Source organism: Paracoccus sanguinis, from assembly GCF_012689545.1.
Taxonomy (GTDB): Bacteria; Pseudomonadota; Alphaproteobacteria; order Rhodobacterales; family Rhodobacteraceae; genus Paracoccus; species Paracoccus panacisoli.
This window is the reverse complement of the sequence record NZ_CP051542.1, coordinates 1,975,434-1,996,863: the sequence shown is the minus strand read 5'-3', so window position 1 is coordinate 1,996,863 and position 21,430 is coordinate 1,975,434. Positions and strand designations below refer to the sequence as shown.

Genomic DNA, 21,430 nt, shown 5'->3' with positions numbered 1-21,430 from the left:
GGAACAATGTATACGTCCGCCTCACGCGGAGAGGCTGCCGAGCCTGCGCGCCGGACAGGGGTGACGCAGAGGGGCGCAAACGCACCTCGTTCGGCGCAGGGCACGGGTGCCCACGCCGATGCCGCGCCTGTCCGGGCGCGGCGTTTAGTTGTGAGGTTGGAAAGGCGACCCGAGCGGACGCCCCTCAAGCAGGTCACTCTCGCGCGAACCGCGAGCCCGCCCGCGCGCACAGCCTCGCGCGCAGGCGTGACGGCCGGTCAGGCCACGACGCGCTGGGTCTGGGTGCCCAGCCCCTCGATCCCCAGCCGCATGACCTCGCCGCCCTTCAAAAACACCTTGGGGTTCTGCCCCATGCCGACGCCGGGCGGCGTGCCGGTGGTGATCACGTCGCCGGGCATCAGCGTCATGAAGGTCGAGCAATAGGCGACCAGCTCGGCCACCCCGAACACCATCGTCCGGGTCGAGCCGTCCTGATAGCGCTTGCCGTCCACCTCGAGCCACATCGACAGCGCCTGCGGGTCCGGCACCTCGTCGGCGGTCACCAGCCACGGGCCGATGGGGCCGAAGGTGTCGAAGCCCTTGCCCTTGTCCCAGGTCGCGGTGCGCTCGAGCTGCCATTCCCGCTCGCTCACGTCGTTGACGACGCAATAGCCCGCGACGTGGTCGAGGGCGGCCTCGCGCGTGACGCCGGCGGCGGGCTTGCCGATGACGACGCCCAGCTCGACCTCCCAGTCGGTCTTGGTCGAGCCGTGGGGGATGCGGATGTCGTCGTCGGGGCCGACGATGCAGCTCGTCCACTTGTTGAACACCACCGGCTCGGACGGGACCGGCATCCCCGACTCGGCGGCGTGGTCAGCGTAGTTGAGGCCGATGGCGATGAACTTGCGGACCTCGCCCACGCAGGGGCCGAGGCGCAGCCCGTCCTGCGGGGTGCCCTCGACCAGCGGCAGGCTGGCGGGGTCGAGCGCGGCAAGGCGCGCCAGCCCCTCGGGCAGCAGTGCATCGTTGGCGATGTCGGCGACGTGGCCGCTGAGGTCGCGGACCCGGCCCTCGGCGTCCAGCAGTCCGGGTTTCTCGGACCCCGCGGGGCCATAGCGCAACAGTTTCATCGGGACTCCTCGCCAGCATTTCGTCGCCCGCGACGATAGGCCAGCGCGGGGCGGGGTGCAATCTGGCATACCAGAAATCCCCGCCGCAGAGGTCGCCCGGGTCGCCTGCCCCGCTGCGCCCCGATGCCGCAACGTCATGGCCCTTGCGGCCCCGCCGGCGGCGCGCAAGATGGCCCACCACACGGATGAGGGAGGGACGGCGCCATGCTTCTGGGCCGCATGATGCACCAATCGCTGTCGATCGGGTCGCTGATCGACCATGCCGCGCGCTATCACGCCGGGACCGAGATCGTGTCCGCCCTGACCGAGGGCGGGTTCGAGCACACCACCTGGGGCGAGGTCGGCGCCAACGCCCACCGCATCGGCTCGGCGCTGATCGCGCGGGGGATGGAAAAGGGCGACCGCATCGGGACGCTCGCCTGGAACAACCGCCGGCACCTCGAGCTCTACTTCGGCGTCCCCGGCATGGGGATGGTCTGCCACACGGTGAACCCGCGCCTCTCGCCCGAGCAGATGGCCTATATCGTGAACCACGCCGGCGACCGGATGCTGTTCATCGAAAAGACCTTCGTGCCGCTGATCGCCAAGCTCAGGGACCAGCTGACCACGCTGCGCGGCATCGTGCTGCTGGGCGGCCGGGACGAGGAGGCCGCGGCCGCGATCCCCGGGCTTCTGTTCCACGACGAGCTGCTGGCCGAGGGCGACCCGAACGCGCCCTGGCCCGAGCTGGACGAGACCACGCCGTCGTCGCTCTGCTATACCTCGGGGACGACGGGGAACCCCAAGGGCGTGCTCTACACCCATCGCTCGACGCTGCTGCACGGGCTCGCCGTGAACAACACCGACGGGCTGGCGATCGGCGCGGCGGATTCGGTGATGCCGGTGGTGCCGATGTTCCACGTCAACGCCTGGGGCATCCCCTATGCCGCCGCGGCGGTGGGGGCGCGGCTGGTGCTGCCGGGGCCGCGGCTCGACGGTGACAGCCTCGCGCATCTGATCGTGGACGAGGGCGTGACGATGGCCGCCGGGGTGCCGACGATCTGGCTGGGACTGCTGAACGCGCTGGATACCTCGGGGCTGAAGCCGGTGACGCTCAAGCGCACCGTGGTCGGCGGCTCGGCGCTGCCGCCGTCGATGCGGGCGGCGTTCCGCGACCGCTACGGGGTCGAGCTGATCCACGCCTGGGGGATGAGCGAGACGAGCCCGCTCGGCACGCTCAACGCGCCGCTGGCCAAGCACGGCGCCCTGCCCGAGGCCGAGCAGGACCGGATCGGCAACGGCCAGGGGCGGCCGCCCTACGGCGTCGAGCTGAGGATCGTCGGCGCCGACGGCCTCGTGCTGCCGTCCGACGGCCAGACCGAGGGCGAGCTGCAGATCCGCGGCCACTGGATCATCGACAGCTACTTCGGGCATGAAAAGCCCGCGCTGACCTGGGACGGCTGGTTCGACACCGGCGACATCGCCACCATCGACCCGGACGGCTACATGGTGATTCGCGACCGGTCCAAGGACATCATCAAGTCGGGGGGCGAGTGGATCTCGACCGTCGATCTGGAGAACATCGCCGTCTCGCACCCCAAGGTCGCCAACGCCGCCGCCATCGCGGCGCGCCACCCGAAATGGGACGAGCGCCCGGTGATCTGCTGCCAGAAGCGGCCGCAGTCGGACCTGACCGAGGCTGAGCTGCTGGCGTGGTATGACGGCAAGGTGCCGCGCTGGCAGAAGCCCGACCGGGTCGTGTTCGTCGAGACGCTGCCGCTGGGCGCCACCGGCAAGGTGGTCAAGGCCACGCTGCGCGAGGCGCATGGCGACGTGCTGTGGGACGAGGCGATGGCCGAGTTGCAGGCCGAGCAGGCGGCGCTGGCCGCCGAGGGCGCGGCGAACGCGGCCGCCGGGCCGACGGACGCCGGTCTGACGGACGCCGATGGGCGCTGATCCCGCGGCGCTCTGGAAGGCGGCGGCGATCCTCGTGGCCACCGTCGCGGCGCTGGCCAACCTGCGCCGCGCCGGGGCGACCGCGAACCCGACGGTGTTCCGGCTGCTGACCGTGGGGATGCTCGCCGTGGCCGTGGTGGCGGTGCTGGTGATCTAGCCCGTCGCGCGGGCGCGGCGCCGGGCGAGCGCCTCGGCCCGCATGGCGGTGAAGTTGGCGGCGAAGATCACCACCGCCCCGAAGAGCACGGCGGCGCTGATCGGCTCGGCATAGGCGAGCCAGCCGATCACCGCGATCAGCGGCACCCGCAGGAAGTCGATGGGGATGGCGATCGAGGCGTCCATCACCCGCAACGCCTGCGCCATGGTGTAATGCGCGCTGAGGGCGGTGAGCCCCACCACCGCGATCCACGGCAGGTCCGCTGTCCGCGGCGCCACCCAGCCGCCGGTCAGCGCGAGCAGCGCCAGTCCCATCGGCAGTTGCAGCAGCACCATCCACACCACGATCACCGCGGGCGAGGCGCTGCGCGTCAGCCGCTTGACGAACACCGCCGAGGCGCCATAGCCCGCCGCCGACGCCAGCACGAGCAGCGCCGCCGGGTTGATCATCCCCGCGCCGGGCCTGAGCACGATCAGCACCCCCATAAAGCTGACCGCGATGGCCGCGATGCGGATGCGGGTCACCCGCTCCCCCAGCGCGGCCCAGGCGAAGAGCGCGACCCAGATCGGCATGGTGAACTCGAGCGCGAAGACCTGCGCCAGCGGCAGAAGCGCTACGCCCAGCGTCCAGGCGTACTGGGCCGCGAAATGGACGATGTTGCGGGCGAGGTGCAGGGGAAAGTCGCGGTGCCGGCGCAGCTCGGGCCAGAGCCGCGGGGCGAGCAGCGCCGCCACCGCCAGCCCGACGAGCGAGCGCAGCACGAGGATCTGGACGATCGGCATCGCCGTGGAGAGCTGCCGCGAGGCGACCGCCATGCCGATGAACGAGGTGAGGCTGCCGAGCATCCACAGCACGCCCGCCGTGCTGATGGCGGGCGGCGGCAGGACCGGGGCGGCCTGCGCCGGACCCGCGGGGACGGGCGCAGGCATGGGGTCAGCCGCCCCGTCGGGGGCGGCTGGTCCGTCTGGCAGGGGTGACTGCGCTCAGGCTCACGCGTCCTTGTCCCAGCCCGAGATCTGCTTGGAGTCCATGAACTCCTCGAGCCCCCAGACGCCGCCCTCGCGGGCCCGGCCCGAGGCCTTGACCCCGCCGAAGGCCGAGCCGCGGCCGCGGCTGACGCCGTTCATCTCGACCATGCCCGAGCGCAGCTGCCGGGCGAGCCGGTTGCGGCGCGCGCCGTCCTGCGTCTGGACGTAGTTGGTCAGCCCGTAGATCGTGTCGTTGGCGATCCTGACGGCCTCTTCCTCGGACTCGAACGGGATCAGGGCCACGACCGGGCCGAAGATCTCTTGCCGGGCGATGGTCATGTCGTTGGTCACGTCGGCAAAGACCGTGGGGCGGACGTAGTAGCCGCGGTTCACGCCCTCGGGCAGGCCGGTGCCGCCGGCGACCAGCCGCGCGCCCTCGTCGATGCCCTTCTGGATCAGGTCCTGGATCTTGTCCCACTGCTGCTTGCTGACGACCGGGCCGATGTGCTTGCCGGCGTCATGGGCGCTGCCGACCGAGGTTTCCTCGGCCACCTTCTTCGCCGTCTCGACGGCCTTCTCATAGGCGCCGCGCTCAACCAGCATCCGGGTCGGGGCGTTGCAGGACTGGCCCGAGTTGTAGAACACGTGCCGAATGCCGCGCACCACGGCCTTGTCGTCGGCGTCGGCAAAGACGAGGTTTGCGCCCTTCCCGCCCAGCTCCAGCGCGACCTTCTTGACCGTGTCGGCGGCGGCCTTGGTGATGGCGATGCCGGCGCGGGTCGAGCCGGTGAACGAGATCATCTCGACATCCGGGTGGGTCGAAAGCTGCGTGCCGACCCCTGCCCCGTCGCCGTTCACGAGGTTGAACACGCCCTTGGGCAGCCCGGCCTCGTCGATCACCTCGGCAAAGACCATCGACGAGAGCGGCGCGATCTCGGACGGCTTCAGCACCACCGTGTTGCCGGCGAGGATCGCCGGGATCACCTTGAGCGTGACCTGGTTCATCGGCCAGTTCCACGGGGTGATCAGGCCGACGACGCCGATCGGCTCCCACGCGACCATGCTGGTGGGGGCGTGGTCGCCCAGCGGGCGGATGAACTCGAAGTCCCTGAAGCTGTCGATGAAGGTCTCGATGTGGAACGAGCCGGACCCGGCCTGATCCTCTTTCGACATGTCGGTCGGGGCGCCCATCTCGGTCGTCATCGCGGCGGCGATGTCGTCGTTGCGGCGCTTGTAGATCTCGAGGATCTTCTCGACGTATTTCAGCCGCTCGGCGGGCGGGGTCGCGGACCAGCCCGGAAAGGCCGCCTTGGCCGCGGCCACGGCGCGGTCGGTGTCGGCCTGCGCGCCGACCGAGATCACCGCCACCGGCTCTTCGGTCGTCGGGTCGATCACCTCGAGGTCGTTCGGCGTGGCGGGCGCCACCCAGGCGCCGTCGATGTAGAATTTCCGCTTGTCCGCGAGATCGGCCATCAGCGCGCTCCCCCTCATGTCGTTGGTCGGTGTGAACTGTCGGGGGCAGGGTCGCACCGGCGGCAAGGCTCTGCAAGGCCGGCGCGGCCGACGATCCGACCGGGGCGGCGGGCGGATCGACGGCGCGGCACAGGGCCGCCATGCCGCGGCCGGGGGTGGCATTCCGCGCCGGCGCGTCTATGTTTTCGCCTGACCGGCAGCCAAAGGAGCATGTCATGGCCCTGCGCATCAACGATACCGCCCCGGACTTCACCGCCGACACCTCGGACGGCGAGATCAGCTTCCACGAGTGGATGGGCGACAACTACGCCATCATCTTCAGCCACCCCAAGGACTTCACCCCCGTATGCACGACCGAGTTCGGTGCCGTGGCGCAACTCGCCTCCGAGTGGGAGAAGCGTGGCGTGAAGGTGCTGGGCGTGTCGGTGGACAGCGCCGACGAGCACCGCAAGTGGAAGCGCGACATCGAGGCGTTCGCCGGCACCCCGGCCAACTTCGCCATCGTGGACGACACCAGCCTCAAGGTCGCCAAGCTCTATGACATGCTGCCGGCGGACGCCTACATGCCCGACGGGCGCACGGCCGCGGACAGCGCGACGGTGCGGACCGTCTATATCATCGGGCCGGACAAGAAGGTGCGGCTGATGATGACCTATCCGATGTCGGTGGGCCGCAACTTCGCCGAGATCCTGCGCGCGCTGGACGCGGTGCAGGCGACCGACGGCGTGCCGATCGCCACCCCCGCCAACTGGGTGCCGGGGCAGGACGTCATCGCCGCGCTGTCGCTGTCGGACGAGCAGGCCGAGGCGAAGTTCGGCAAGGTGGACCGCAAGCTGCCCTACCTGCGCTACGTCAAGCAGCCCGAGCGCGCCTGAGCGACAGGCCCCCGCGCAATGCTAAACGCCCCGGAGCGATCCGGGGCGTTTCTCGTTTCCGAGGGGGGGGGTGTCAGCCGCAGGTGACCTTCACCAGCTTGCCGGTGCGGTCGTATTCGAAGTTCAGCCGCGACGGGTTCAGGTCCATCGTGACGGGGTCGCCGGTGCGGTAGTGGCGCACGACGGTGCCAGCGGGCACGGTGATGGCGGGCGACTTCTGGCCCACGAACTGCTGGAAGCGGTCGGCGATGCACTCGTTGGCCTGCGGGGTGACGACGACTGTGGTCGAGGGCGGCATCGGCTGGCAGGCGGCGAGCAGCGTCGTGCCACCGACAGCGGCGAGGATCAGGGGAAGGCGCATGGCAGGCTCCTAGGTTGCAAGCTTCATGCCCCGGCAACCACGATCGCCGGCCCCCGGTTCCGCCTTTCCCCTTGCCGGACAGACACATGGCCGCGAGCGGCGGGTGTGGACGGGTGATCTGCAAGGCAGGATGGCCGATGCAGGCGCCCTGCCCCGGTGCCCCCGGCGCGCGGACATCAAAAAAGGGCCGGGTTGCCCCGGCCCTTCGTTCGTCGATCCCGAGGGGATCAGTTCTTCTCTTCGACGATCTGCACCAGGTGCGGGATCGCGTTGACCATGCCGCGGACCGAGGGGGTGTCCTCGAGTTCGCGGGTGCGGTGCATCTTGTTCAGACCGAGCCCCTTCAGCGTCGCGCGCTGTTCCTTGGGCCGGCGGATCGGCGAGCCGATCTGCTTGACGACGATGGTTGCCATGGGATCAGGCCTCCTGCATCTGCGCCGAGGTCACGGTCGCGTCCGTGCCCTTCTGCGATTCCGGCTTGTGGTCGTGGGCCGGCAGGATCTCGGCGACCTTCTTGCCGCGGCGCGAGGCGACCGAACGCGGCGAAGCCTCGGCCTTGAGGCCGTCGATGGTGGCGCGGATCATGTTGTAGGGGTTCTGCGACCCCAGCGACTTGGCCACCACGTCCTGCACGCCCAGCATCTCAAAGACGGCGCGCATCGGGCCACCGGCGATGATCCCGGTCCCCGGAACGGCGGTCCGCATCACAACCTTGCCGGCGCCGTGGCGGCCCTCGATGTCGTGGTGCAGGGTGCGGCCGTCGCGCAGCGGGACGCGGATCAGGCCGCGCTTGGCCTGCTCGGTCGCCTTGCGGATCGCCTCGGGCACTTCCTTGGCCTTGCCCTTGCCGAAGCCGACGCGGCCGCGCTGGTCACCGACCACCACGAGCGCGGCAAAGCCGAAGCGCTTGCCGCCCTTCACGGTCTTGGACACGCGGTTGATCGCCACCAGGCGGTCGGCGAATTCCGGGGTTTCCTCGCGCTCGTCGCGGCGACGGTCGTCGCGGCGGTCACGGCGCTGTTCACGTTCTGCCATGCGGCATTCCTTTTCATCCGGCGCGTGTCCGCGCCCGTTGGATCCGATCCAGGTGGGCGGCCCGCTCAGGGGCAGCCCCCGGATCATCGGGGCGGCAGAGAACCCGCCGCCCGCATCATCAGAACTTCAGCCCGCCTTCGCGCGCCGCGTCGGCCAGAGCCTTGATCTTGCCGTGGAACAGGAAACCGCCGCGGTCGAACACGACCTCTTCGACCCCCTTGGCCTTGGCGCGCTCGGCAATCGCCGAACCGATCTTGGCAGCCGCCTCGACGTTGTTCTTGCCGACGACGCCCAGATCCTTCTCGAGGGTCGAGGCCGAGGCCAGCGTCACCCCGTTCGCATCGTCGATCAGCTGGACGCTGATGTTCTTGGACGAACGATGGACGGACAGGCGCGGACGGCCATTCGCCATCTCGCGCAGTTTGTTCCGGACGCGCAGACGGCGCTTCTGGAACAGCTCTCGTTTGTTCAGTGCCATGTGCGTGATCCTTACTTCTTCTTGCCTTCCTTGCGGAAGACCTGCTCACCCTTGTAGCGGATGCCCTTGCCCTTGTAGGGCTCGGGTTTCTTCCACTCGCGGATGTTCGCGGCGGTCTGGCCGACGGCTTGCTGGTCGATGCCCTCGACGACGATCTCGGTCTGCTTGGGGGCGTTGACCGTGACGCCCTCGGGCGCCTCGAAGTTCACGTCGTGCGAGTAGCCGAGCGCGAGCTTCAGCGTCTTGCCCTGCATCGAGGCGCGGTAGCCGACGCCCTGGATTTCCAGCTCGCGCTTGAAACCCTCGGTGACGCCGGTGACGAGGTTCGCGACCATCGACCGCGACATCCCCCACTGCTGGCGGGCGCGCTTCGACATGCCGCGCGGCTTGACGGTGACGGCGCCGTTGTCCAGCAACAGATCCACGTCGTCGGTCGCGGTGAACGACCGGGTGCCCTTCGGACCCTTGACCGAAATGGTCTGGCCCTTGATCTCGGCCGTGACGCCCGAGGGCAGTTCGACCGGCTTCTTGCCAATACGAGACATCATGCCCTCCTTAGAACACGGTGCAGAGGACTTCGCCGCCGACATTGGCGTTGCGAGCCGCTGCGTCCGACATCACGCCTTTCGGCGTCGAGACGATGGAGACGCCCAGGCCGTTGCGGACCGAGGGCAGCTCACGGGCGCCGGCATAGACGCGGCGGCCGGGCTTCGAGACCCGGGCCAGCTCGCGGATCACCGGAGCGCCTTCGAAGTACTTGAGCGAGATTTCCAGTTCGGCGTGACCGGCGTCGGTCGTCACCGCCTCGTAGCCGCGGATGTAGCCCTCGGCCTTGAGGACGTCCAGAACCCAGGCGCGCAGCTTGCTCGACGGGGTGCGGACGGTGGATTTTCCGCGCATTTGCGCGTTGCGGATGCGGGTCAGCATATCGCCGAGCGGATCGTTCATCGACATGAGTGCCCCCTTACCAGCTCGATTTCACCATGCCGGGGATCTGGCCGAACGAGCCCAGCTCGCGCAGCATGATCCGCGACAGTTTCAGCTTGCGGTAATAGGCGCGCGGACGCCCGGTCAGCTCGCAGCGGTTGTTCAGCCGGGTGGCCGACGAGTTGCGCGGCAGTTCGGCAAGCTTCAGCGTCGCCTTGAACCGCTCTTCCATCGGCTTGGACTGGTCGTTGATGACGTCGTTCAGAGCCGCGCGCTTGGCGGCGTATTTCGCCACCATCCGCTCGCGCTTCTTCTGACGTTCGATCATGGATTTCTTGGCCATATCAGGTTCCTCGCGCGATCAGCTGTTGAAGGGCATGTTGAAGTGCTTCAACAGCGCCTTCGCCTCGGCGTCGGTGTTCGCCGTGGTCGCGATGATGATGTCCATCCCCAGAACCTCATCGACCTTGTCGAAGTTGATTTCCGGGAAAACGATGTGCTCTTTCAGGCCCATGGCATAGTTGCCGCGGCCGTCGAACGCCGTGCCCTTGACGCCGCGGAAGTCGCGGACGCGCGGCAGCGCGATGTTGATGAGCCGGTCGAGGAATTCGTACATCCGGTCGCCACGCAGCGTGACCTTGGCGCCCAGCGGCATCTCTTCACGGACCCTGAAGCCGGCGATCGACTTCTTGGCCTTGGTGATGACGGCCTTCTGCCCGGCGATCAGCGACAGCTCGTCGGCGCCCTGCTTGACCTTCTTGGTGTCCTTGACGGCCTCGCCGATGCCCATGTTCAGGACGATCTTGTGCAGACGCGGGATCTGCATGTCGTTCTTGTAGCCGAACTCTTCCTTGAGCGCGGCCCGGATCTGGTCCTGATAGACCGCCTTGAGGCGGGGCGTGTATTTCGCGTCGTCCAGCATCAGATCACGTCCCCCGTGGTCTTGGCAAAACGGACCTTCTTGCCGTCTTCCATGCGGAAGCCGACGCGGGTCGCGTTGCCGTTCTTGTCGGTCAGGGCCAGGTTCGAGAGATCGATCGGCATGTTCTTGGGCACGCGGCCGCCCTGGCTGGTCTGCGACTGCCGGGTGTGGCGCAGCGCGATGTTCACGCCGTCGACGGTGGCCTTGTTCTCTTTCGGGAACACGGCGGTGATCTCACCCGTCTTGCCCTTGTCCTTGCCGGTCAGGACGACGACGGTATCACCCTTCTTGAGCTTGGCGGCCATCACAGCACCTCCGGCGCAAGCGAGATGATCTTCATGAAGTTCTTCGCACGCAGCTCGCGCACGACCGGCCCGAAGATCCGGGTGCCCACGGGCTCGCCCTGGTTGTTCAGGATGACGGCGGCGTTCTGGTCGAAGCGGATGGACGTGCCATCCTCGCGCTTCACTTCCTTGGCGGTGCGCACGACGACGGCCTTGCGGACGTCGCCCTTCTTCACGCGACCGCGCGGAATGGCTTCCTTTACGGAGACGACGATGATGTCGCCGACCGACGCATAGCGCCGGTGCGATCCGCCCAGAACCTTGATGCACTGCACCCGGCGTGCGCCGGAATTGTCAGCGACATCCAGATTGGTCTGCATCTGGATCATGATATGCTCCCGACCTTTGGGGACCGGTTGCAGTCCCGGCCCCAGGGTTTCGATATGTCAGCGGGCCGTCCTGCGGCCCGCCGGGCGTCACGCTTGCGCGGTCTCGTCCGTCAGGACGGTCCAGCGCTTGGTTTTCGAGATCGGCGCGCATTCGATGATGCGGACGGTGTCCCCGACCTTGAACTGGTTGTTCTCGTCGTGCGCCCGGTACTTCTTGGACGAACGCACGGTCTTGTGCAGCAGCGGGTGCTTGAAGCGGCGCTCGACCAGAACCGTGACGGTCTGTTCGTTCTTGTCGCTGGTGACTTTGCCCTGAAGGATGCGCTTCGGCATGATCCCGGCCCCCTTAGTTCGCGGCGGCCGCGGCAGCGGCCTTCTGGTTCATGACGGTCTTGATGCGGGCGACGTCACGGCGGACGGCGCGCATCCGCGCGGTCGATTCCATCTGGCCGGTGGCCTGCTGGAAGCGCAGGTTGAAGGCTTCCTTCTTGAGCGCGACCAGCTGCTCACGCAGCTGCTCGGGCGTCTTGTCTTTCAGTTCCGCGGCTTTCATGCCGTTGTCCTTTCAACATCACCGGAGGGCCCCTGTCGCGCAGGGAGACCCTGATTCCCGGTGGAGTTCGAGATGAAGGCCGTCCCATACGCGCAAACGCTGGTTGGCGCAACCCTGTTGTGGGCGGTGGGCCTTGAGGTGCGGGTCGAGGCAAGCCGGTCTAGCAGGCCAATTATCAAATGACGGCGCCCGGGTTTCCTTTTGCGCCCGGCTGCGGTATGAATGCCTCAGTTTCGCGCATCGACCACCGAGTCGCGCGGACCTTTCGATTTGGGGCATCCCCGAGTCTGTCACCGAGGTCACGACGCTGCGTCTTGCGCCAACTCTTTGACATTCTCCTGATCCCCTCCCTCGTTGCCGCGGCCCAGCGGCAGCGTTCTGGACGCCGCATAAGCGGCATCCCTGTCTGTAAGGGCCGCCTGAGGGTGGCGCGATAGGAGAAGAGAAATGGCGACGACTTATCCGCCCGAGACGTTAAACTGGGATAGCGTTACGAACACGAACGGCCGGATTGCGAGCGGCACCTCGGTGGATTCCGGCGAGACCAAGATCGTCATCACGACGACTCCGACGAGTGGCACCAGCTATATCGGGTCGACCACTGGTGGTGCGACGGACACCGGCCTGACCGGACGAACCTTCTTGTCGCACGCTACAGGCAGTACGCCCACCAGGACGACTTTCACATTTAACGACGACCCGGCCAATGCCGGGACGGTAAACACCGCTGAGTCGCTGCGGTTTACGCTGTACGGGATCGACAAGTCGATCAAACAGAACGGCTATACTGATGTCGTGACCATCAGCGCGGTGGATGCGGACGGAAACCCGGTGAGGGTCAACGTGACGGAGTCGAGCCCGAAGACGTACTCTGTTACATACAACGCCGACCACACGGTTGCCACCATCACTGGCACCAGTGCATTTTCCAACGTTTCCGCGTCGTCGGCCATCGTCTCCTTCGCGGGGCCTGTAGATAGCCTGACGCTCACGCATAGCGGCAGCGGCGGAATCGCAAATATCTACATGGGTCGGATGACGTTCATCCCCTCATCGTCCATCTGCTTCGTCGCCGGCACCCTCATCCGGACCCCGGCGGGCGATGTGACCGTCGAGACCCTCGAGGTCGGCGACTTGGTCATGACCCGCGACAATGGCGCCCAGCCGGTGCGCTGGATCGACTCGACCCGCCGCGCGCTGCGGGCGGGCAGCCGCCTCGCGCCGGTCCGCATCCGCGCCGGCGCGCTGGGGGACAACCTGCCGGAAGCCGATCTGCTGGTCAGCCCGCAGCACCGGATGCTCGTCCGCTCGGCCATCGCGCAGCGGATGTTCGGGACCGACGAGGTGCTCGTGGCAGCCAAGCAACTCCTGCAGATCGACGGGATCGACATTGCCGATGACCTGGACGAGGTGGTTTACGTCCACTTCATCTTCGACCGGCACGAGATCGTCTATGCGAACGGCGCCGAGAGCGAGAGCCTCTATACCGGCCCCGAGGCGCTGAAGACGCTGCGCCCGCAGGCGCGCGAGGAAATCCTAGCGCTGTTCCCCGAGCTGGCCGAGGACGCGCTGCCCGAGCCGGCGCGGGTGCTGGCCTCGGGGCGGCTCGGGCGCAAGCTGGCCGTGCGCCACGCGCAGAACGACAAGCCGCTGGTCGGCTGACCGGCTGTCCGGAGATCGGGACAAGGGCGGGCCGCGAGGTCCGCCCTTTTTCGTGTCTGCCGCGCCTCGGCATCTGCGCCGCGGGATCGTCAGCGGCGCCTTTTGCACGCCCGCGCGAGGCCAACGCAAATCCTCCGCTCCGCCGGGCGCCGAACGCTGCCCTTCGTTGTCGAACGTCAGCCACAGCGACGCGCCCCAACCGTCCCGCACGCCTGCGGTCTTCCACAGCGGCCACCCCCTCCCGGCAAAGCGTCCTACGGCTCTGCCCGTGGAGCCCACCGTTGCTCACCCGATTGCGGCGGTGTTATCGAGATCTCAGCCGCAGCAGAGACTCCCGCGATGACCGACCTCCCACTGTCGCAACTGGCGCTCCTGCTCTTCATGTCGATGGGGCCGTTCGGCGTCATCGTCAGCTTCGATGCGCAGACGCGGGACCGGCCGCCCGCCGCGCGGCGCCGCATCGCGGTTCAGGCGTTCGCGGTGGCGCTGATCGCGCTGGCGCTGGCGGTGTTCCTCGGCCGGTCGTCGATGGCGCGGGTCGGCACCTCGCAGGGGGCGCTGGTGATCTCGGCGGGGGCGATCCTCGTCGTCACCGCGATGCGGAGTGTGCTGTTCTCGGGCAGCGCGCCGGCCCCTGCCCCGGCACCGTCGCCCGAGGCGCTGCCCGGCTGGATGCCGGCGGTGATGCCGATCGCCGTGCCGGGGATGGTGCGGCCCGTGGCGGTGGCCATCCTCATCCTCTACACGCTCGGCTATCCGGCGACCGAGCAGCGGCTGGCGATCTTCGCCGTCGCCGCGTCCATCCTCGCCATGAACCTCATCGCGATGCTGGCCGCGCGGTCCTTCATGGCGCGGATCGGCATGGCCCCGCTGCTGGTGCTGGGCGCCGTGTTCGGCGTCTTGCAGGTCGCGCTGGGGGTCGAGATGCTGCTGGACGGGCTGCGGATTGCCGGAGTGATTGGGTAAGCCCGCGCATCGGTCGGACACCACAGGGTCCATCCGCCACTCACTCCCCACCACAACGAAAAACCCCGCCGTCTCCGGCGGGGTTCTCGTCGTCTCTGCGGGGACCGGGATTACCAGTCTTCGCGGTGCACGATGCGGGTCAGGACCGGCAGCTTCTGCGCGCCGAGGCGCAGGGCCTCGCGGGCGATGTCGTCCTCGACGCCGTCGATCTCGAACATGATCCGGCCGGGGTGGACGCGGGCCGCCCAGTAGTCGACCGAGCCCTTGCCCTTACCCATCCGCACTTCGGTCGGCTTGGAGGAGACCGGAACGTCCGGGAAGATCCGGATCCAGACCCGGCCCTGACGCTTCATGTGGCGGGTGATCGCGCGGCGGGCCGCCTCGATCTGGCGCGCGGTGACGCGCTCGGGTTCCGTCGCCTTGAGTGCATAGGAGCCGAAGTTCAGGTTGAAGCCGCCCTTGGCCTCGCCATGAATCCGCCCCTTGAACTGCTTGCGGAACTTGGTCCGTTTCGGTTGCAGCATTTCCCTGTCTCCTTAGCGCGCGTGGCGATCGTCGCGATCGCGGCGCGGGCCGCGCGGCGACGGACCGTCCTGGGCCTCGGCGGCCTTGCGGTCCCGCGCCTGCGGGTCGTGTTCCATGATCTCGCCCTTGAAGATCCAGACCTTCACGCCGATGATCCCGTAAGGGGTCGAGGCCTCCGACAGCGCATAGTCGATGTCGGCGCGCAGCGTGTGCAGCGGCACGCGGCCCTCGCGGTACCACTCGGTCCGGGCGATCTCGGCGCCGCCAAGACGGCCGGCGACGTTCACGCGGATCCCCAGCGCACCCATCCGCATCGCGTTCTGCACCGCGCGCTTCATGGCGCGGCGGAACGAGACCCGGCGCTCGAGCTGCTGGGCGATCGACTCGGCCACCAGCTGGGCGTCCAGCTCGGGCTTGCGGACCTCGACGATGTTGAGGTGCAGTTCCGAGTCGGTGAAGTTCGCCAGCTTCTTCTTGAGCGTCTCGATGTCGGCGCCCTTGCGGCCAATGATGACGCCCGGGCGGGCGGCATGGATCGTCACGCGGCACTTCTTGTGCGGACGCTCGATGATGACGCGGCTCACGCCGGCCTGCTTGGCTTCCTCGTGGATGAACTCGCGGATCTTCAGATCCTCGAGCAGCAGGTTGCCATAGTCCTTGCTGTCCGCGAACCAGCGGCTGTCCCAGGTGCGGTTGACCTGCAGACGCATCCCGATGGGGTTGACCTTCTGACCCATTACGCGAGCTCCTCGGCGGCGGCTTCAGGGGTGGTGGTGGCTTCGGCCTGACGGTTCGAAGCCGTGCGCTTCTGCGTCTTGGCGGCCTTCTTCGCCGCTTCGGCCGCAGCCACGTCGATCTCACGCACCGTGATGGTGATTTCCGAGAACGGCTTCATGATCTTGCCGAACCGGCCACGCGCCCGCGGACGGCCGCGCTTCATCACCATGTTCTTGCCGACCCAGGCCTCGGCCACGATCAGGCTGTCCACGTCAAGATTGTGGTTGTTCTCGGCGTTGGCGATCGCCGACTGCAGGCACTTCTTGACGTCGCCGGCGATGCGGCGCTTCGAGAAGGTCAGGTCGGCCAGAGCCTTGTCCACCTTCTTGCCGCGGATCATCGCGGCCACCAGGTTCAGCTTCTGCGGCGAGGTGCGAAGCATCTTGGTCTTCGCCATCGCTTCGTTCTCCGCCACGCGGCGCGGATTTTGTTCCTTACCCATGACGATTACTTCCTTTTCGCTTTCTTGTCGGCGGCGTGACCATAATAGGTCCGCGTCGGCGAGTACTCACCGAACTTCTGGCCGATCATCTCCTCGGACACGTTGACCGGGATGTGCTTGTGGCCGTTGTAGACGCCGAAGGTCAGGCCGACGAACTGCGGCAGGATGGTCGAGCGGCGCGACCAGATCTTGATGACGTCCGAGCGACCCGAGTCGCGCGCCTTTTCCGCCTTCTTCAGGACGTAGGCGTCGACGAAGGGGCCCTTCCAGATAGAACGTGCCATGGATTAACGCCCCTTCTTCTTGGCGTGGCGCGACCGCAGGATGTACTTGTCGGTCGACTTGTTGGAACGGGTGCGCTTGCCCTTGGTCGGCTTGCCCCACGGCGTCACCGGATGACGGCCGCCCGAGGTCCGGCCCTCACCACCGCCGTGCGGGTGGTCGATCGGGTTCATCGCGACGCCGCGGACGGTCGGGCGAACGCCCATGTGCCGCTTGCGCCCGGCCTTGCCGAGGTTCTGGTTCGAGTGGTCGGGGTTCGACACGGCGCCGATGGTCGCCATGCATTCCTGACGCACCAGACGCAGCTCGCCCGAGGAAAGGCGGATCTGCGCGTAGCCGCCGTCGCGGCCCACGAACTGCGCGTAGGTGCCGGCCGAACGGGCCAGCTGGCCGCCCTTGCCGGGCTTCAGCTCGACGTTGTGGACGATCGTGCCGATCGGCATCCCCGAGAACGGCATCGCGTTGCCCGGCTTGATGTCGGCCTTCTGCGAGGCGACCACGCGGTCACCGATCGCCAGCCGCTGCGGCGCGAGGATGTAGGCCTGCTCGCCGTCCTCGTACTTCACCAGCGCGATGAAGGCGGTGCGGTTCGGATCGTATTCGATCCGCTCGACGGTCGCCGGGACGTCGAACTTGGTGCGGCGGAAATCGACGATGCGGTAGAGCCGCTTGGCCCCGCCGCCCTTGTGCCAAATGGTGACGCGCCCGGTGTTGTTCCGGCCACCCGTCTTGGTCAGACCCTCGGTCAGGGTCTTGACGGGGCGGCCTTTCCAAAGCTCCGAACGGTCGATCAGTACCAGCCCGCGCTGGCCAGGCGTCGTCGGTTTATACGACTTGAGTGCCATGGTTTCTGTCTTCCGTTTGCCTTGGACCAAAGGTCCGTTTCAGTCGAATTGCCGAAGGGCGGGCCCGTCGCCGGGACCGCCCCCCTTGGGATCAGAGGCCGGTGTTGACGTCGATGCTGTTGCCAGCCTCGAGCATCACATAGGCCTTCTTCACGTCCGAGCGGACGCCGGGGCGGCCGCGGAAGCGCTTGACCTTGCCCTTGGTGATCGTCGTGTTGACAGCCTTCACCTTGACGCCGAACAGCGCCTCGACGGCCGACTTGATCTCGGGCTTGCTGGCCGACTTCGCCACCTCGAAGGTCACGGCGTTGGACAGTTCGCCCGCCATCGTGGCCTTTTCGGTGATGATCGGCTTGCGGATCACGTCATAGTGCTCCGGCTTGGCGCTGGTTTCACTCTTGCTCATTTCAGGCGAGCCTCCAGAGCTTCGACACCCGCGCGCGTGATCACCAGCGTGTCGCGCTTGAGGATGTCATAGACGTTGGCGCCCATCGAGGGCAGCACATCGATGCCGTCCAGGTTGCGGGCGGCGCGGGCGAAGTTCTCGTTCACCTCGGCCCCGTCGATCACCAGGACGCGCTTCCAGCCGTTTTCGGCCAGCGCCTTGGCGACGGCAGAGGTCTTGGCTTCGGCGAGATCCAGGTTCTCGAGGATCACCAGCTTCCCGCGCGAGGCTTTCGCCGACAGCGCGTGCTTGAGCCCGAGGGCACGGACCTTCTTGGGCAGGTCGAACGCATGGCTGCGCGGAACCGGGCCCTTGTAGACGCCACCCTTGCGGAAGATCGGCGCCTTGCGCGAGCCGTGGCGAGCGCCGCCCGTGCCCTTTTGGCGATAGATCTTCTTGGTCGAGTAGCTGACGTCGGACTTGCCCAGCGTCGCGTGGGTGCCCTGCTGCGCCTTGGCGCGCTGCCAGCGGACCACGCGGTGCAGGATGTCCGCCCGCGGCTCGAGGCCGAAGATGTCGTCGGCCAGCTCGATGTCCCCGGCCTTGCCGGAGGCGAGCGAGATCACGTCGAGTTTCATTTGCTCTCGTCTCCTTCGGGGGCTTCGGGGGCGGCGTCGGCGTTCGGATCGGCCGCGGCCTTGTCGGCCTCGATCGACGCGGCGGCCTCGGCCAGCGCAGCTTCCTGCGCGGCGGCTTCGGCTTCGGCCGCGGCGAGACGCGCGGCTTCTTCCTCGGCGGCGGCCGCGGCGGCAGCTTCCTCGGCCAGGCGCTTGGCCTCACGCTCGGCCGAGCGCAGCGCGGCCGGATAGATGGTCGCGTCGGACATCGGCTTCTTCACCGCATCCTTGATCGTGACCCAGCCGCCCTTCGAGCCCGGCACCGAACCCTTGACCATGATCAGGCCACGGTCGGCGTCGGTCTTGACGACCTGCAGGTTCTGGGTGGTGACGCGTACCGCACCCATGTGGCCGGCCATCTTCTTGCCCTTGAACACCTTGCCGGGGTCCTGGCACTGGCCGGTCGAGCCGTGCGAGCGGTGGCTGATCGACACGCCGTGCGAGGCGCGCAGACCGCCGAAGTTGTGCCGCTTCATCGCACCCGCGAAGCCCTTACCGATCGAGGTGCCCGCGATGTCCACGAACTGACCGGCAAAGTAATGGGCGGCGATGATTTCCTCGCCGACCGGGATGAGGTTTTCCTCGGCGACGCGGAACTCGACGATCTTCTTCTTCGGGGCCACGTTCGCCTTGGCGAAGTGGCCACGCATCGGCGCCGAGACGCGTTTGGCCTTGGCCTCGCCCGCGCCCAGCTGGACGGCGACGTAGCCGTCGGTCTCATTGGTGCGCTGCGCGACGACCTGGAGGTTGTCGAGTTGCAGCACGGTCACCGGCACCTGCCGCCCGTCCTCGAGGAACAGACGGGTCATGCCCAGTTTCTTGGCGATAACACCAGTACGCAGCATGGTCGCCCCCTCAGACCTTGATCTCGACGTCCACGCCGGCGGCGAGGTCGAGCTTCATCAGGGCGTCCACGGTCTGCGGGGTCGGATCGACGATGTCCAGCAGGCGCTTGTGGGTGCGGATCTCCCACTGGTCGCGGGATTTCTTGTCGATGTGCGGGCCGCGCAGAACGGTGAATTTCTCGATCTTGTTCGGCAGCGGGATCGGGCCGCGCACCTGCGCGCCGGTCCGCTTGGCGGTGTTGACGATCTCGAGCGTGCTGGCGTCCAGCACACGATAGTCAAACGCCTTGAGCCGGATACGGATGGTCTGGCTTTGCATCAAAGCATCCCTCGTGACGGGGATTTCAGTCGAGAGGCTGACCGCGCACCACGCGGGGCCAGCGTCGGACCGTGGCAGTATAAAAACCGCAAGGCCGCCCCCTTGGCGGGCGGCCTGCGCGGGTGCCTCCGATTCGATGTGACCGGAGGCGATGGGGGCTTATGGCGGCTGGGGGGCGGGGTGTCAAGCGGGAGCTCAATTAGTTTATAGGTCTCGTCGGCAGCAGTAACGCGCCTTCCTTCCACTCCCGCACGCGCAACCGCGGTTTCCAATTTGCCTCTTCCACTTGGCTCTAAGGCTTTCTAGCGCCTCGAAACCGATGTGACGCATATATACCTTTTCGACGTGTTTCAGATCCTCCTCGCCAGCAACCCCGTCGCTAACCATCCAGCCAACAGAGTTTTCCCTTGTTAGCCGGTAGTAGTTATCATCAATTTCATTATCAATGTGCGCGCCCTCTTGATCCGCAACGCTAAGTACTAGTTGCCACCGGCTAAATATTTCCCGATCAAACGCGCGGAGCACTGGCTCGTCTTTCCACTCCTGAAGCGGAAGTTCCCGCGGGATGGTTGGCCCAAGATCAAGTGCGGGTGCATAAGACACACCCATTGGCCCCATCTTTATCATAGCCAAACTATGCTCTGCTAAAAGGTTATTTGGGTTCAGAGGTTGAGCGTAAGAAATGTAGCCGCTGTCGTCGAGACCCACGGCATCGACAGCAGGGGAGGAATGCTTGGTCCGGTGTAGTAATACACGCAAGGCTACAGCAATTCTACGATACTCTTCAGTATGTCCTTGGTCGAATGATTCCATCGACGCTCTTAGAAATCGGAGTTGAGCCTCGAAGCTTTTTTCAAGGTCGGTCTGCGGAACGGCGCGTTTAGGCTTCTTCACTGTGGTCCCTCGGGATCGCCGGCTATCGTTGCGACAACCCCGCCCCCTTTCGGGGACGGGGCAGAACCGTCGGCTACTAAAGCAGGGTCGCCCCCTGCCCCGCCTTACGCGAGGATCTTCGAGACCACGCCGGCGCCGACGGTGCGGCCGCCTTCGCGGATGGCGAAGCGCAGCTTCTCTTCCATCGCGATCGGGGCGATCAGCTCGACCTCGAACTTCAGGTTGTCGCCCGGCATCACCATCTCGGTGCCTTCCGGCAGCTTGACGGTCCCGGTCACGTCCGTGGTCCGGAAGTAGAACTGCGGGCGGTAGTTCGCGAAGAACGGCGTATGGCGGCCGCCCTCTTCCTTGGTCAGGATGTAGGCCTCGGCCTCGAACTTCGTGTGCGGCTTCACCGAGCCGGGCTTGCAGAGCACCTGGCCCCGCTCGACGCCGTCACGGTCCACGCCGCGCAGCAGCGCGCCGATGTTGTCGCCCGCCTCGCCGCGGTCCAGCAGCTTGCGGAACATCTCGACGCCCGTGCAGGTCGTCTTTTTGGTCGGGCGGATGCCGACGATCTCGAGTTCGTCGCCCACGTTCACCGCGCCACGCTCGACCCGGCCGGTCACGACCGTGCCGCGGCCCGAGATCGAGAACACGTCCTCGATCGGCATCAGGAACGGCTGGTCCACGGCCCGCTCGGGCGTCGGGATGTACTCGTCGACCGCCTTGATCAGCGCCCGGATCGAGTTCTCGCCGATCTCGGGATCACGGCCTTCCAGAGCGGCCAGCGCCGAGCCCTTGATGATCGGAATGTCGTCGCCGGGATAGTCGTACGACGACAGCAGCTCGCGCACTTCCATCTCGACCAGCTCGAGCAGCTCTTCGTCGTCCACCTGGTCGACCTTGTTCAGGTACACGACCATGTACGGGATGCCGACCTGACGGCCGAGCAGGATGTGCTCGCGGGTCTGCGGCATCGGGCCGTCGGCGGCGTTCACGACCAGGATCGCGCCGTCCATCTGCGCCGCGCCGGTGATCATGTTCTTCACGTAGTCGGCGTGGCCGGGGCAGTCGACGTGCGCATAGTGGCGCGCGTCCGATTCGTATTCCACGTGCGCGGTCGAGATCGTGATCCCGCGGGCCCGCTCTTCCGGCGCGCCGTCGATCTGGTCGTAGGCCTTGAACTCGCCGAAATACTTGGTGATCGCCGCCGTCAGCGTCGTCTTGCCGTGGTCAACGTGGCCGATCGTCCCGATGTTGACGTGCGGTTTCGTCCGTTCGAATTTTGCCTTTGCCATTGCAAAGCTCCTTTTCAATGACGGTGCGTGAGATCACGCACCCTACGGGGGGTAGGGTGCGGGGG

The 21,430-nt window shown here is 67.0% G+C and carries 30 protein-coding genes and 1 pseudogene; 5 read left to right on the top strand and 26 right to left on the bottom strand.

From position 1 onward, the window contains the following. Positions 1-257: 257 nt before the first annotated feature. Positions 258-1,109 (bottom strand): ureidoglycolate lyase, encoded by an 852-nt coding sequence (locus HGN31_RS09570; protein WP_168783034.1) that lies wholly within the window; start codon positions 1,107-1,109, stop codon positions 258-260. A gap of 204 nt (positions 1,110-1,313) precedes the next feature. On the opposite strand from HGN31_RS09570, the gene HGN31_RS09565 reads away from it, so the two are divergent. Further along, on the top strand, positions 1,314-3,044 hold the full coding sequence (locus tag HGN31_RS09565; RefSeq protein WP_269429257.1) for a long-chain fatty acid--CoA ligase: 1,731 nt from the start codon (positions 1,314-1,316) through the stop codon (positions 3,042-3,044). Continuing rightward, positions 3,034-3,201: a hypothetical protein gene (locus tag HGN31_RS09560; protein ID WP_156113502.1), complete on the top strand. Its 168-nt coding sequence runs from the start codon at positions 3,034-3,036 to the stop codon at positions 3,199-3,201. Before HGN31_RS09565 ends, HGN31_RS09560 begins: the two co-directional genes overlap by 11 nt. Here HGN31_RS09560 and HGN31_RS09555 read toward each other — a convergent pair. Both HGN31_RS09555 and HGN31_RS09550 read right to left on the bottom strand, forming a co-directional pair. After that, positions 3,198-4,130, bottom strand: coding sequence for a DMT family transporter (locus tag HGN31_RS09555; protein WP_211096281.1), 933 nt, complete (start codon positions 4,128-4,130; stop codon positions 3,198-3,200). The genes HGN31_RS09560 and HGN31_RS09555 overlap by 4 nt on opposite strands. A gap of 60 nt (positions 4,131-4,190) precedes the next feature. Further along, positions 4,191-5,642, bottom strand: coding sequence for an aldehyde dehydrogenase family protein (locus HGN31_RS09550; protein WP_168783033.1), 1,452 nt, complete (start codon positions 5,640-5,642; stop codon positions 4,191-4,193). 215 nt (positions 5,643-5,857) lie between these two features. Here HGN31_RS09550 and HGN31_RS09545 point away from each other — a divergent pair, with 215 nt between their 5' ends. Beyond that, the gene (locus HGN31_RS09545) at positions 5,858-6,517 is read left to right on the top strand and encodes a peroxiredoxin (RefSeq protein ID WP_168783032.1); all 660 of its coding nucleotides are present in this window, start codon (positions 5,858-5,860) and stop codon (positions 6,515-6,517) included. A gap of 73 nt (positions 6,518-6,590) precedes the next feature. Here HGN31_RS09545 and HGN31_RS09540 read toward each other — a convergent pair whose 3' ends face one another. The 12 genes from HGN31_RS09540 to rpmC all read right to left on the bottom strand — a co-directional run bounded on the left by HGN31_RS09540 (position 6,591) and on the right by rpmC (position 11,466). Further along, on the bottom strand, positions 6,591-6,878 hold the full coding sequence (locus tag HGN31_RS09540; RefSeq protein ID WP_168783031.1) for an I78 family peptidase inhibitor: 288 nt from the start codon (positions 6,876-6,878) through the stop codon (positions 6,591-6,593). Between the two features lie 227 nt (positions 6,879-7,105). After that, the gene (rpmD, locus tag HGN31_RS09535; RefSeq protein ID WP_036707523.1) at positions 7,106-7,291 is read right to left on the bottom strand and encodes a 50S ribosomal protein L30; all 186 of its coding nucleotides are present in this window, start codon (positions 7,289-7,291) and stop codon (positions 7,106-7,108) included. A 4-nt stretch (positions 7,292-7,295) separates the two neighbouring features. Further along, positions 7,296-7,913: a 30S ribosomal protein S5 gene (gene rpsE / locus HGN31_RS09530; RefSeq protein ID WP_036707525.1), complete on the bottom strand. Its 618-nt coding sequence runs from the start codon at positions 7,911-7,913 to the stop codon at positions 7,296-7,298. A 118-nt stretch (positions 7,914-8,031) separates the two neighbouring features. Next, positions 8,032-8,391: a 50S ribosomal protein L18 gene (gene rplR, locus HGN31_RS09525; protein ID WP_036707527.1), complete on the bottom strand. Its 360-nt coding sequence runs from the start codon at positions 8,389-8,391 to the stop codon at positions 8,032-8,034. Between the two features lie 11 nt (positions 8,392-8,402). Then, positions 8,403-8,936, bottom strand: a complete 534-nt coding sequence (gene rplF / locus HGN31_RS09520) for a 50S ribosomal protein L6 (RefSeq protein WP_168783893.1) — start codon at positions 8,934-8,936, stop codon at positions 8,403-8,405. Between the two features lie 10 nt (positions 8,937-8,946). After that, entirely contained in the window at positions 8,947-9,345 is a 399-nt protein-coding gene (gene rpsH, locus HGN31_RS09515; RefSeq protein WP_036703719.1) for a 30S ribosomal protein S8, read from the bottom strand. A gap of 10 nt (positions 9,346-9,355) precedes the next feature. After that, on the bottom strand, positions 9,356-9,661 hold the full coding sequence (gene rpsN, locus HGN31_RS09510) for a 30S ribosomal protein S14 (RefSeq protein ID WP_036703720.1): 306 nt from the start codon (positions 9,659-9,661) through the stop codon (positions 9,356-9,358). An 18-nt stretch (positions 9,662-9,679) separates the two neighbouring features. Next, complete coding sequence (rplE, locus tag HGN31_RS09505; protein ID WP_168783030.1) at positions 9,680-10,240, bottom strand: 50S ribosomal protein L5; 561 nt, start codon at positions 10,238-10,240, stop codon at positions 9,680-9,682. Beyond that, a complete protein-coding gene (gene rplX, locus HGN31_RS09500; protein WP_168783029.1) occupies positions 10,240-10,545 on the bottom strand; it encodes a 50S ribosomal protein L24 in 306 nt (101 codons plus the stop codon). The genes rplE and rplX overlap by 1 nt, the downstream gene beginning before the upstream one ends. Further along, entirely contained in the window at positions 10,545-10,913 is a 369-nt protein-coding gene (gene rplN / locus HGN31_RS09495) for a 50S ribosomal protein L14 (protein WP_036703723.1), read from the bottom strand. The genes rplX and rplN overlap by 1 nt, the downstream gene beginning before the upstream one ends. Positions 10,914-11,000: 87 nt before the next feature. After that, positions 11,001-11,246, bottom strand: coding sequence for a 30S ribosomal protein S17 (gene rpsQ, locus HGN31_RS09490; protein WP_168783028.1), 246 nt, complete (start codon positions 11,244-11,246; stop codon positions 11,001-11,003). A 13-nt stretch (positions 11,247-11,259) separates the two neighbouring features. Next, positions 11,260-11,466: a 50S ribosomal protein L29 gene (gene rpmC / locus HGN31_RS09485; RefSeq protein ID WP_036703728.1), complete on the bottom strand. Its 207-nt coding sequence runs from the start codon at positions 11,464-11,466 to the stop codon at positions 11,260-11,262. Between the two features lie 447 nt (positions 11,467-11,913). Here rpmC and HGN31_RS16515 point away from each other — a divergent pair, with 447 nt between their 5' ends. Together HGN31_RS16515 and HGN31_RS09475 are read left to right on the top strand one after the other, a co-directional pair. Then, positions 11,914-13,128 (top strand): Hint domain-containing protein, encoded by a 1,215-nt coding sequence (locus HGN31_RS16515; RefSeq protein ID WP_244960960.1) that lies wholly within the window; start codon positions 11,914-11,916, stop codon positions 13,126-13,128. 339 nt (positions 13,129-13,467) lie between these two features. Continuing rightward, the gene (locus HGN31_RS09475; RefSeq protein ID WP_168783027.1) at positions 13,468-14,094 is read left to right on the top strand and encodes a MarC family protein; all 627 of its coding nucleotides are present in this window, start codon (positions 13,468-13,470) and stop codon (positions 14,092-14,094) included. Positions 14,095-14,204: 110 nt separating this feature from the next. On the opposite strand, the gene rplP is transcribed toward HGN31_RS09475, so the two are convergent. The 11 genes and pseudogenes from rplP to tuf form a co-directional block, all read right to left on the bottom strand. Then, positions 14,205-14,618 (bottom strand): 50S ribosomal protein L16, encoded by a 414-nt coding sequence (gene rplP, locus HGN31_RS09470; protein ID WP_036704908.1) that lies wholly within the window; start codon positions 14,616-14,618, stop codon positions 14,205-14,207. Positions 14,619-14,630: 12 nt separating this feature from the next. After that, complete coding sequence (gene rpsC / locus HGN31_RS09465) at positions 14,631-15,356, bottom strand: 30S ribosomal protein S3 (protein WP_036704909.1); 726 nt, start codon at positions 15,354-15,356, stop codon at positions 14,631-14,633. A gap of 104 nt (positions 15,357-15,460) precedes the next feature. Continuing rightward, a pseudogene (gene rplV, locus HGN31_RS09460) lies at positions 15,461-15,838 on the bottom strand (50S ribosomal protein L22); the annotation flags it as partial. A 5-nt stretch (positions 15,839-15,843) separates the two neighbouring features. Continuing rightward, the gene (gene rpsS, locus HGN31_RS09455; protein WP_036704913.1) at positions 15,844-16,122 is read right to left on the bottom strand and encodes a 30S ribosomal protein S19; all 279 of its coding nucleotides are present in this window, start codon (positions 16,120-16,122) and stop codon (positions 15,844-15,846) included. Between the two features lie 3 nt (positions 16,123-16,125). Then, positions 16,126-16,965 carry a 50S ribosomal protein L2 gene (rplB, locus tag HGN31_RS09450; RefSeq protein WP_168783026.1) on the bottom strand — a complete coding sequence of 280 codons (840 nt, stop codon included), beginning with the start codon at positions 16,963-16,965 and terminating at the stop codon, positions 16,126-16,128. 91 nt (positions 16,966-17,056) lie between these two features. Further along, positions 17,057-17,371, bottom strand: coding sequence for a 50S ribosomal protein L23 (locus tag HGN31_RS09445; protein ID WP_036704918.1), 315 nt, complete (start codon positions 17,369-17,371; stop codon positions 17,057-17,059). After that, entirely contained in the window at positions 17,368-17,988 is a 621-nt protein-coding gene (gene rplD / locus HGN31_RS09440) for a 50S ribosomal protein L4 (RefSeq protein ID WP_036704919.1), read from the bottom strand. The genes HGN31_RS09445 and rplD overlap by 4 nt, the downstream gene beginning before the upstream one ends. Beyond that, entirely contained in the window at positions 17,985-18,872 is an 888-nt protein-coding gene (gene rplC / locus HGN31_RS09435; protein WP_036704921.1) for a 50S ribosomal protein L3, read from the bottom strand. Before rplC ends, rplD begins: the two co-directional genes overlap by 4 nt. A 10-nt stretch (positions 18,873-18,882) precedes the next feature. Beyond that, entirely contained in the window at positions 18,883-19,191 is a 309-nt protein-coding gene (gene rpsJ / locus HGN31_RS09430; RefSeq protein ID WP_036704922.1) for a 30S ribosomal protein S10, read from the bottom strand. A 204-nt stretch (positions 19,192-19,395) separates the two neighbouring features. Continuing rightward, complete coding sequence (locus tag HGN31_RS09425; protein WP_168783025.1) at positions 19,396-20,004, bottom strand: hypothetical protein; 609 nt, start codon at positions 20,002-20,004, stop codon at positions 19,396-19,398. 185 nt (positions 20,005-20,189) lie between these two features. After that, positions 20,190-21,365, bottom strand: a complete 1,176-nt coding sequence (gene tuf / locus HGN31_RS09420) for an elongation factor Tu (RefSeq protein WP_036703025.1) — start codon at positions 21,363-21,365, stop codon at positions 20,190-20,192. Between the last annotated feature and the right edge of the window lie 65 nt (positions 21,366-21,430).

Bases quoted from the DNA above. Each gene is read 5' to 3' on its own strand.
- HGN31_RS09570 (WP_168783034.1), bottom strand. From the start codon at position 1,109: ATGAAACTGTTGCGCTATGGCCCCGCGGGGTCCGAGAAACCCGGACTG.
- HGN31_RS09565 (WP_269429257.1), top strand. From the start codon at position 1,314: ATGCTTCTGGGCCGCATGATGCACCAATCGCTGTCGATCGGGTCGCTG.
- HGN31_RS09560 (WP_156113502.1), top strand. From the start codon at position 3,034: ATGGGCGCTGATCCCGCGGCGCTCTGGAAGGCGGCGGCGATCCTCGTG.
- HGN31_RS09555 (WP_211096281.1), bottom strand. From the start codon at position 4,130: ATGCCTGCGCCCGTCCCCGCGGGTCCGGCGCAGGCCGCCCCGGTCCTG.
- HGN31_RS09550 (WP_168783033.1), bottom strand. From the start codon at position 5,642: ATGGCCGATCTCGCGGACAAGCGGAAATTCTACATCGACGGCGCCTGG.
- HGN31_RS09545 (WP_168783032.1), top strand. From the start codon at position 5,858: ATGGCCCTGCGCATCAACGATACCGCCCCGGACTTCACCGCCGACACC.
- HGN31_RS09540 (WP_168783031.1), bottom strand. From the start codon at position 6,878: ATGCGCCTTCCCCTGATCCTCGCCGCTGTCGGTGGCACGACGCTGCTC.
- rpmD (WP_036707523.1), bottom strand. From the start codon at position 7,291: ATGGCAACCATCGTCGTCAAGCAGATCGGCTCGCCGATCCGCCGGCCC.
- rpsE (WP_036707525.1), bottom strand. From the start codon at position 7,913: ATGGCAGAACGTGAACAGCGCCGTGACCGCCGCGACGACCGTCGCCGC.
- rplR (WP_036707527.1), bottom strand. From the start codon at position 8,391: ATGGCACTGAACAAACGAGAGCTGTTCCAGAAGCGCCGTCTGCGCGTC.
- rplF (WP_168783893.1), bottom strand. From the start codon at position 8,936: ATGTCTCGTATTGGCAAGAAGCCGGTCGAACTGCCCTCGGGCGTCACG.
- rpsH (WP_036703719.1), bottom strand. From the start codon at position 9,345: ATGTCGATGAACGATCCGCTCGGCGATATGCTGACCCGCATCCGCAAC.
- rpsN (WP_036703720.1), bottom strand. From the start codon at position 9,661: ATGGCCAAGAAATCCATGATCGAACGTCAGAAGAAGCGCGAGCGGATG.
- rplE (WP_168783030.1), bottom strand. From the start codon at position 10,240: ATGCTGGACGACGCGAAATACACGCCCCGCCTCAAGGCGGTCTATCAG.
- rplX (WP_168783029.1), bottom strand. From the start codon at position 10,545: ATGGCCGCCAAGCTCAAGAAGGGTGATACCGTCGTCGTCCTGACCGGC.
- rplN (WP_036703723.1), bottom strand. From the start codon at position 10,913: ATGATCCAGATGCAGACCAATCTGGATGTCGCTGACAATTCCGGCGCA.
- rpsQ (WP_168783028.1), bottom strand. From the start codon at position 11,246: ATGCCGAAGCGCATCCTTCAGGGCAAAGTCACCAGCGACAAGAACGAA.
- rpmC (WP_036703728.1), bottom strand. From the start codon at position 11,466: ATGAAAGCCGCGGAACTGAAAGACAAGACGCCCGAGCAGCTGCGTGAG.
- HGN31_RS16515 (WP_244960960.1), top strand. From the start codon at position 11,914: ATGGCGACGACTTATCCGCCCGAGACGTTAAACTGGGATAGCGTTACG.
- HGN31_RS09475 (WP_168783027.1), top strand. From the start codon at position 13,468: ATGACCGACCTCCCACTGTCGCAACTGGCGCTCCTGCTCTTCATGTCG.
- rplP (WP_036704908.1), bottom strand. From the start codon at position 14,618: ATGCTGCAACCGAAACGGACCAAGTTCCGCAAGCAGTTCAAGGGGCGG.
- rpsC (WP_036704909.1), bottom strand. From the start codon at position 15,356: ATGGGTCAGAAGGTCAACCCCATCGGGATGCGTCTGCAGGTCAACCGC.
- rpsS (WP_036704913.1), bottom strand. From the start codon at position 16,122: ATGGCACGTTCTATCTGGAAGGGCCCCTTCGTCGACGCCTACGTCCTG.
- rplB (WP_168783026.1), bottom strand. From the start codon at position 16,965: ATGGCACTCAAGTCGTATAAACCGACGACGCCTGGCCAGCGCGGGCTG.
- HGN31_RS09445 (WP_036704918.1), bottom strand. From the start codon at position 17,371: ATGAGCAAGAGTGAAACCAGCGCCAAGCCGGAGCACTATGACGTGATC.
- rplD (WP_036704919.1), bottom strand. From the start codon at position 17,988: ATGAAACTCGACGTGATCTCGCTCGCCTCCGGCAAGGCCGGGGACATC.
- rplC (WP_036704921.1), bottom strand. From the start codon at position 18,872: ATGCTGCGTACTGGTGTTATCGCCAAGAAACTGGGCATGACCCGTCTG.
- rpsJ (WP_036704922.1), bottom strand. From the start codon at position 19,191: ATGCAAAGCCAGACCATCCGTATCCGGCTCAAGGCGTTTGACTATCGT.
- HGN31_RS09425 (WP_168783025.1), bottom strand. From the start codon at position 20,004: ATGGAATCATTCGACCAAGGACATACTGAAGAGTATCGTAGAATTGCT.
- tuf (WP_036703025.1), bottom strand. From the start codon at position 21,365: ATGGCAAAGGCAAAATTCGAACGGACGAAACCGCACGTCAACATCGGG.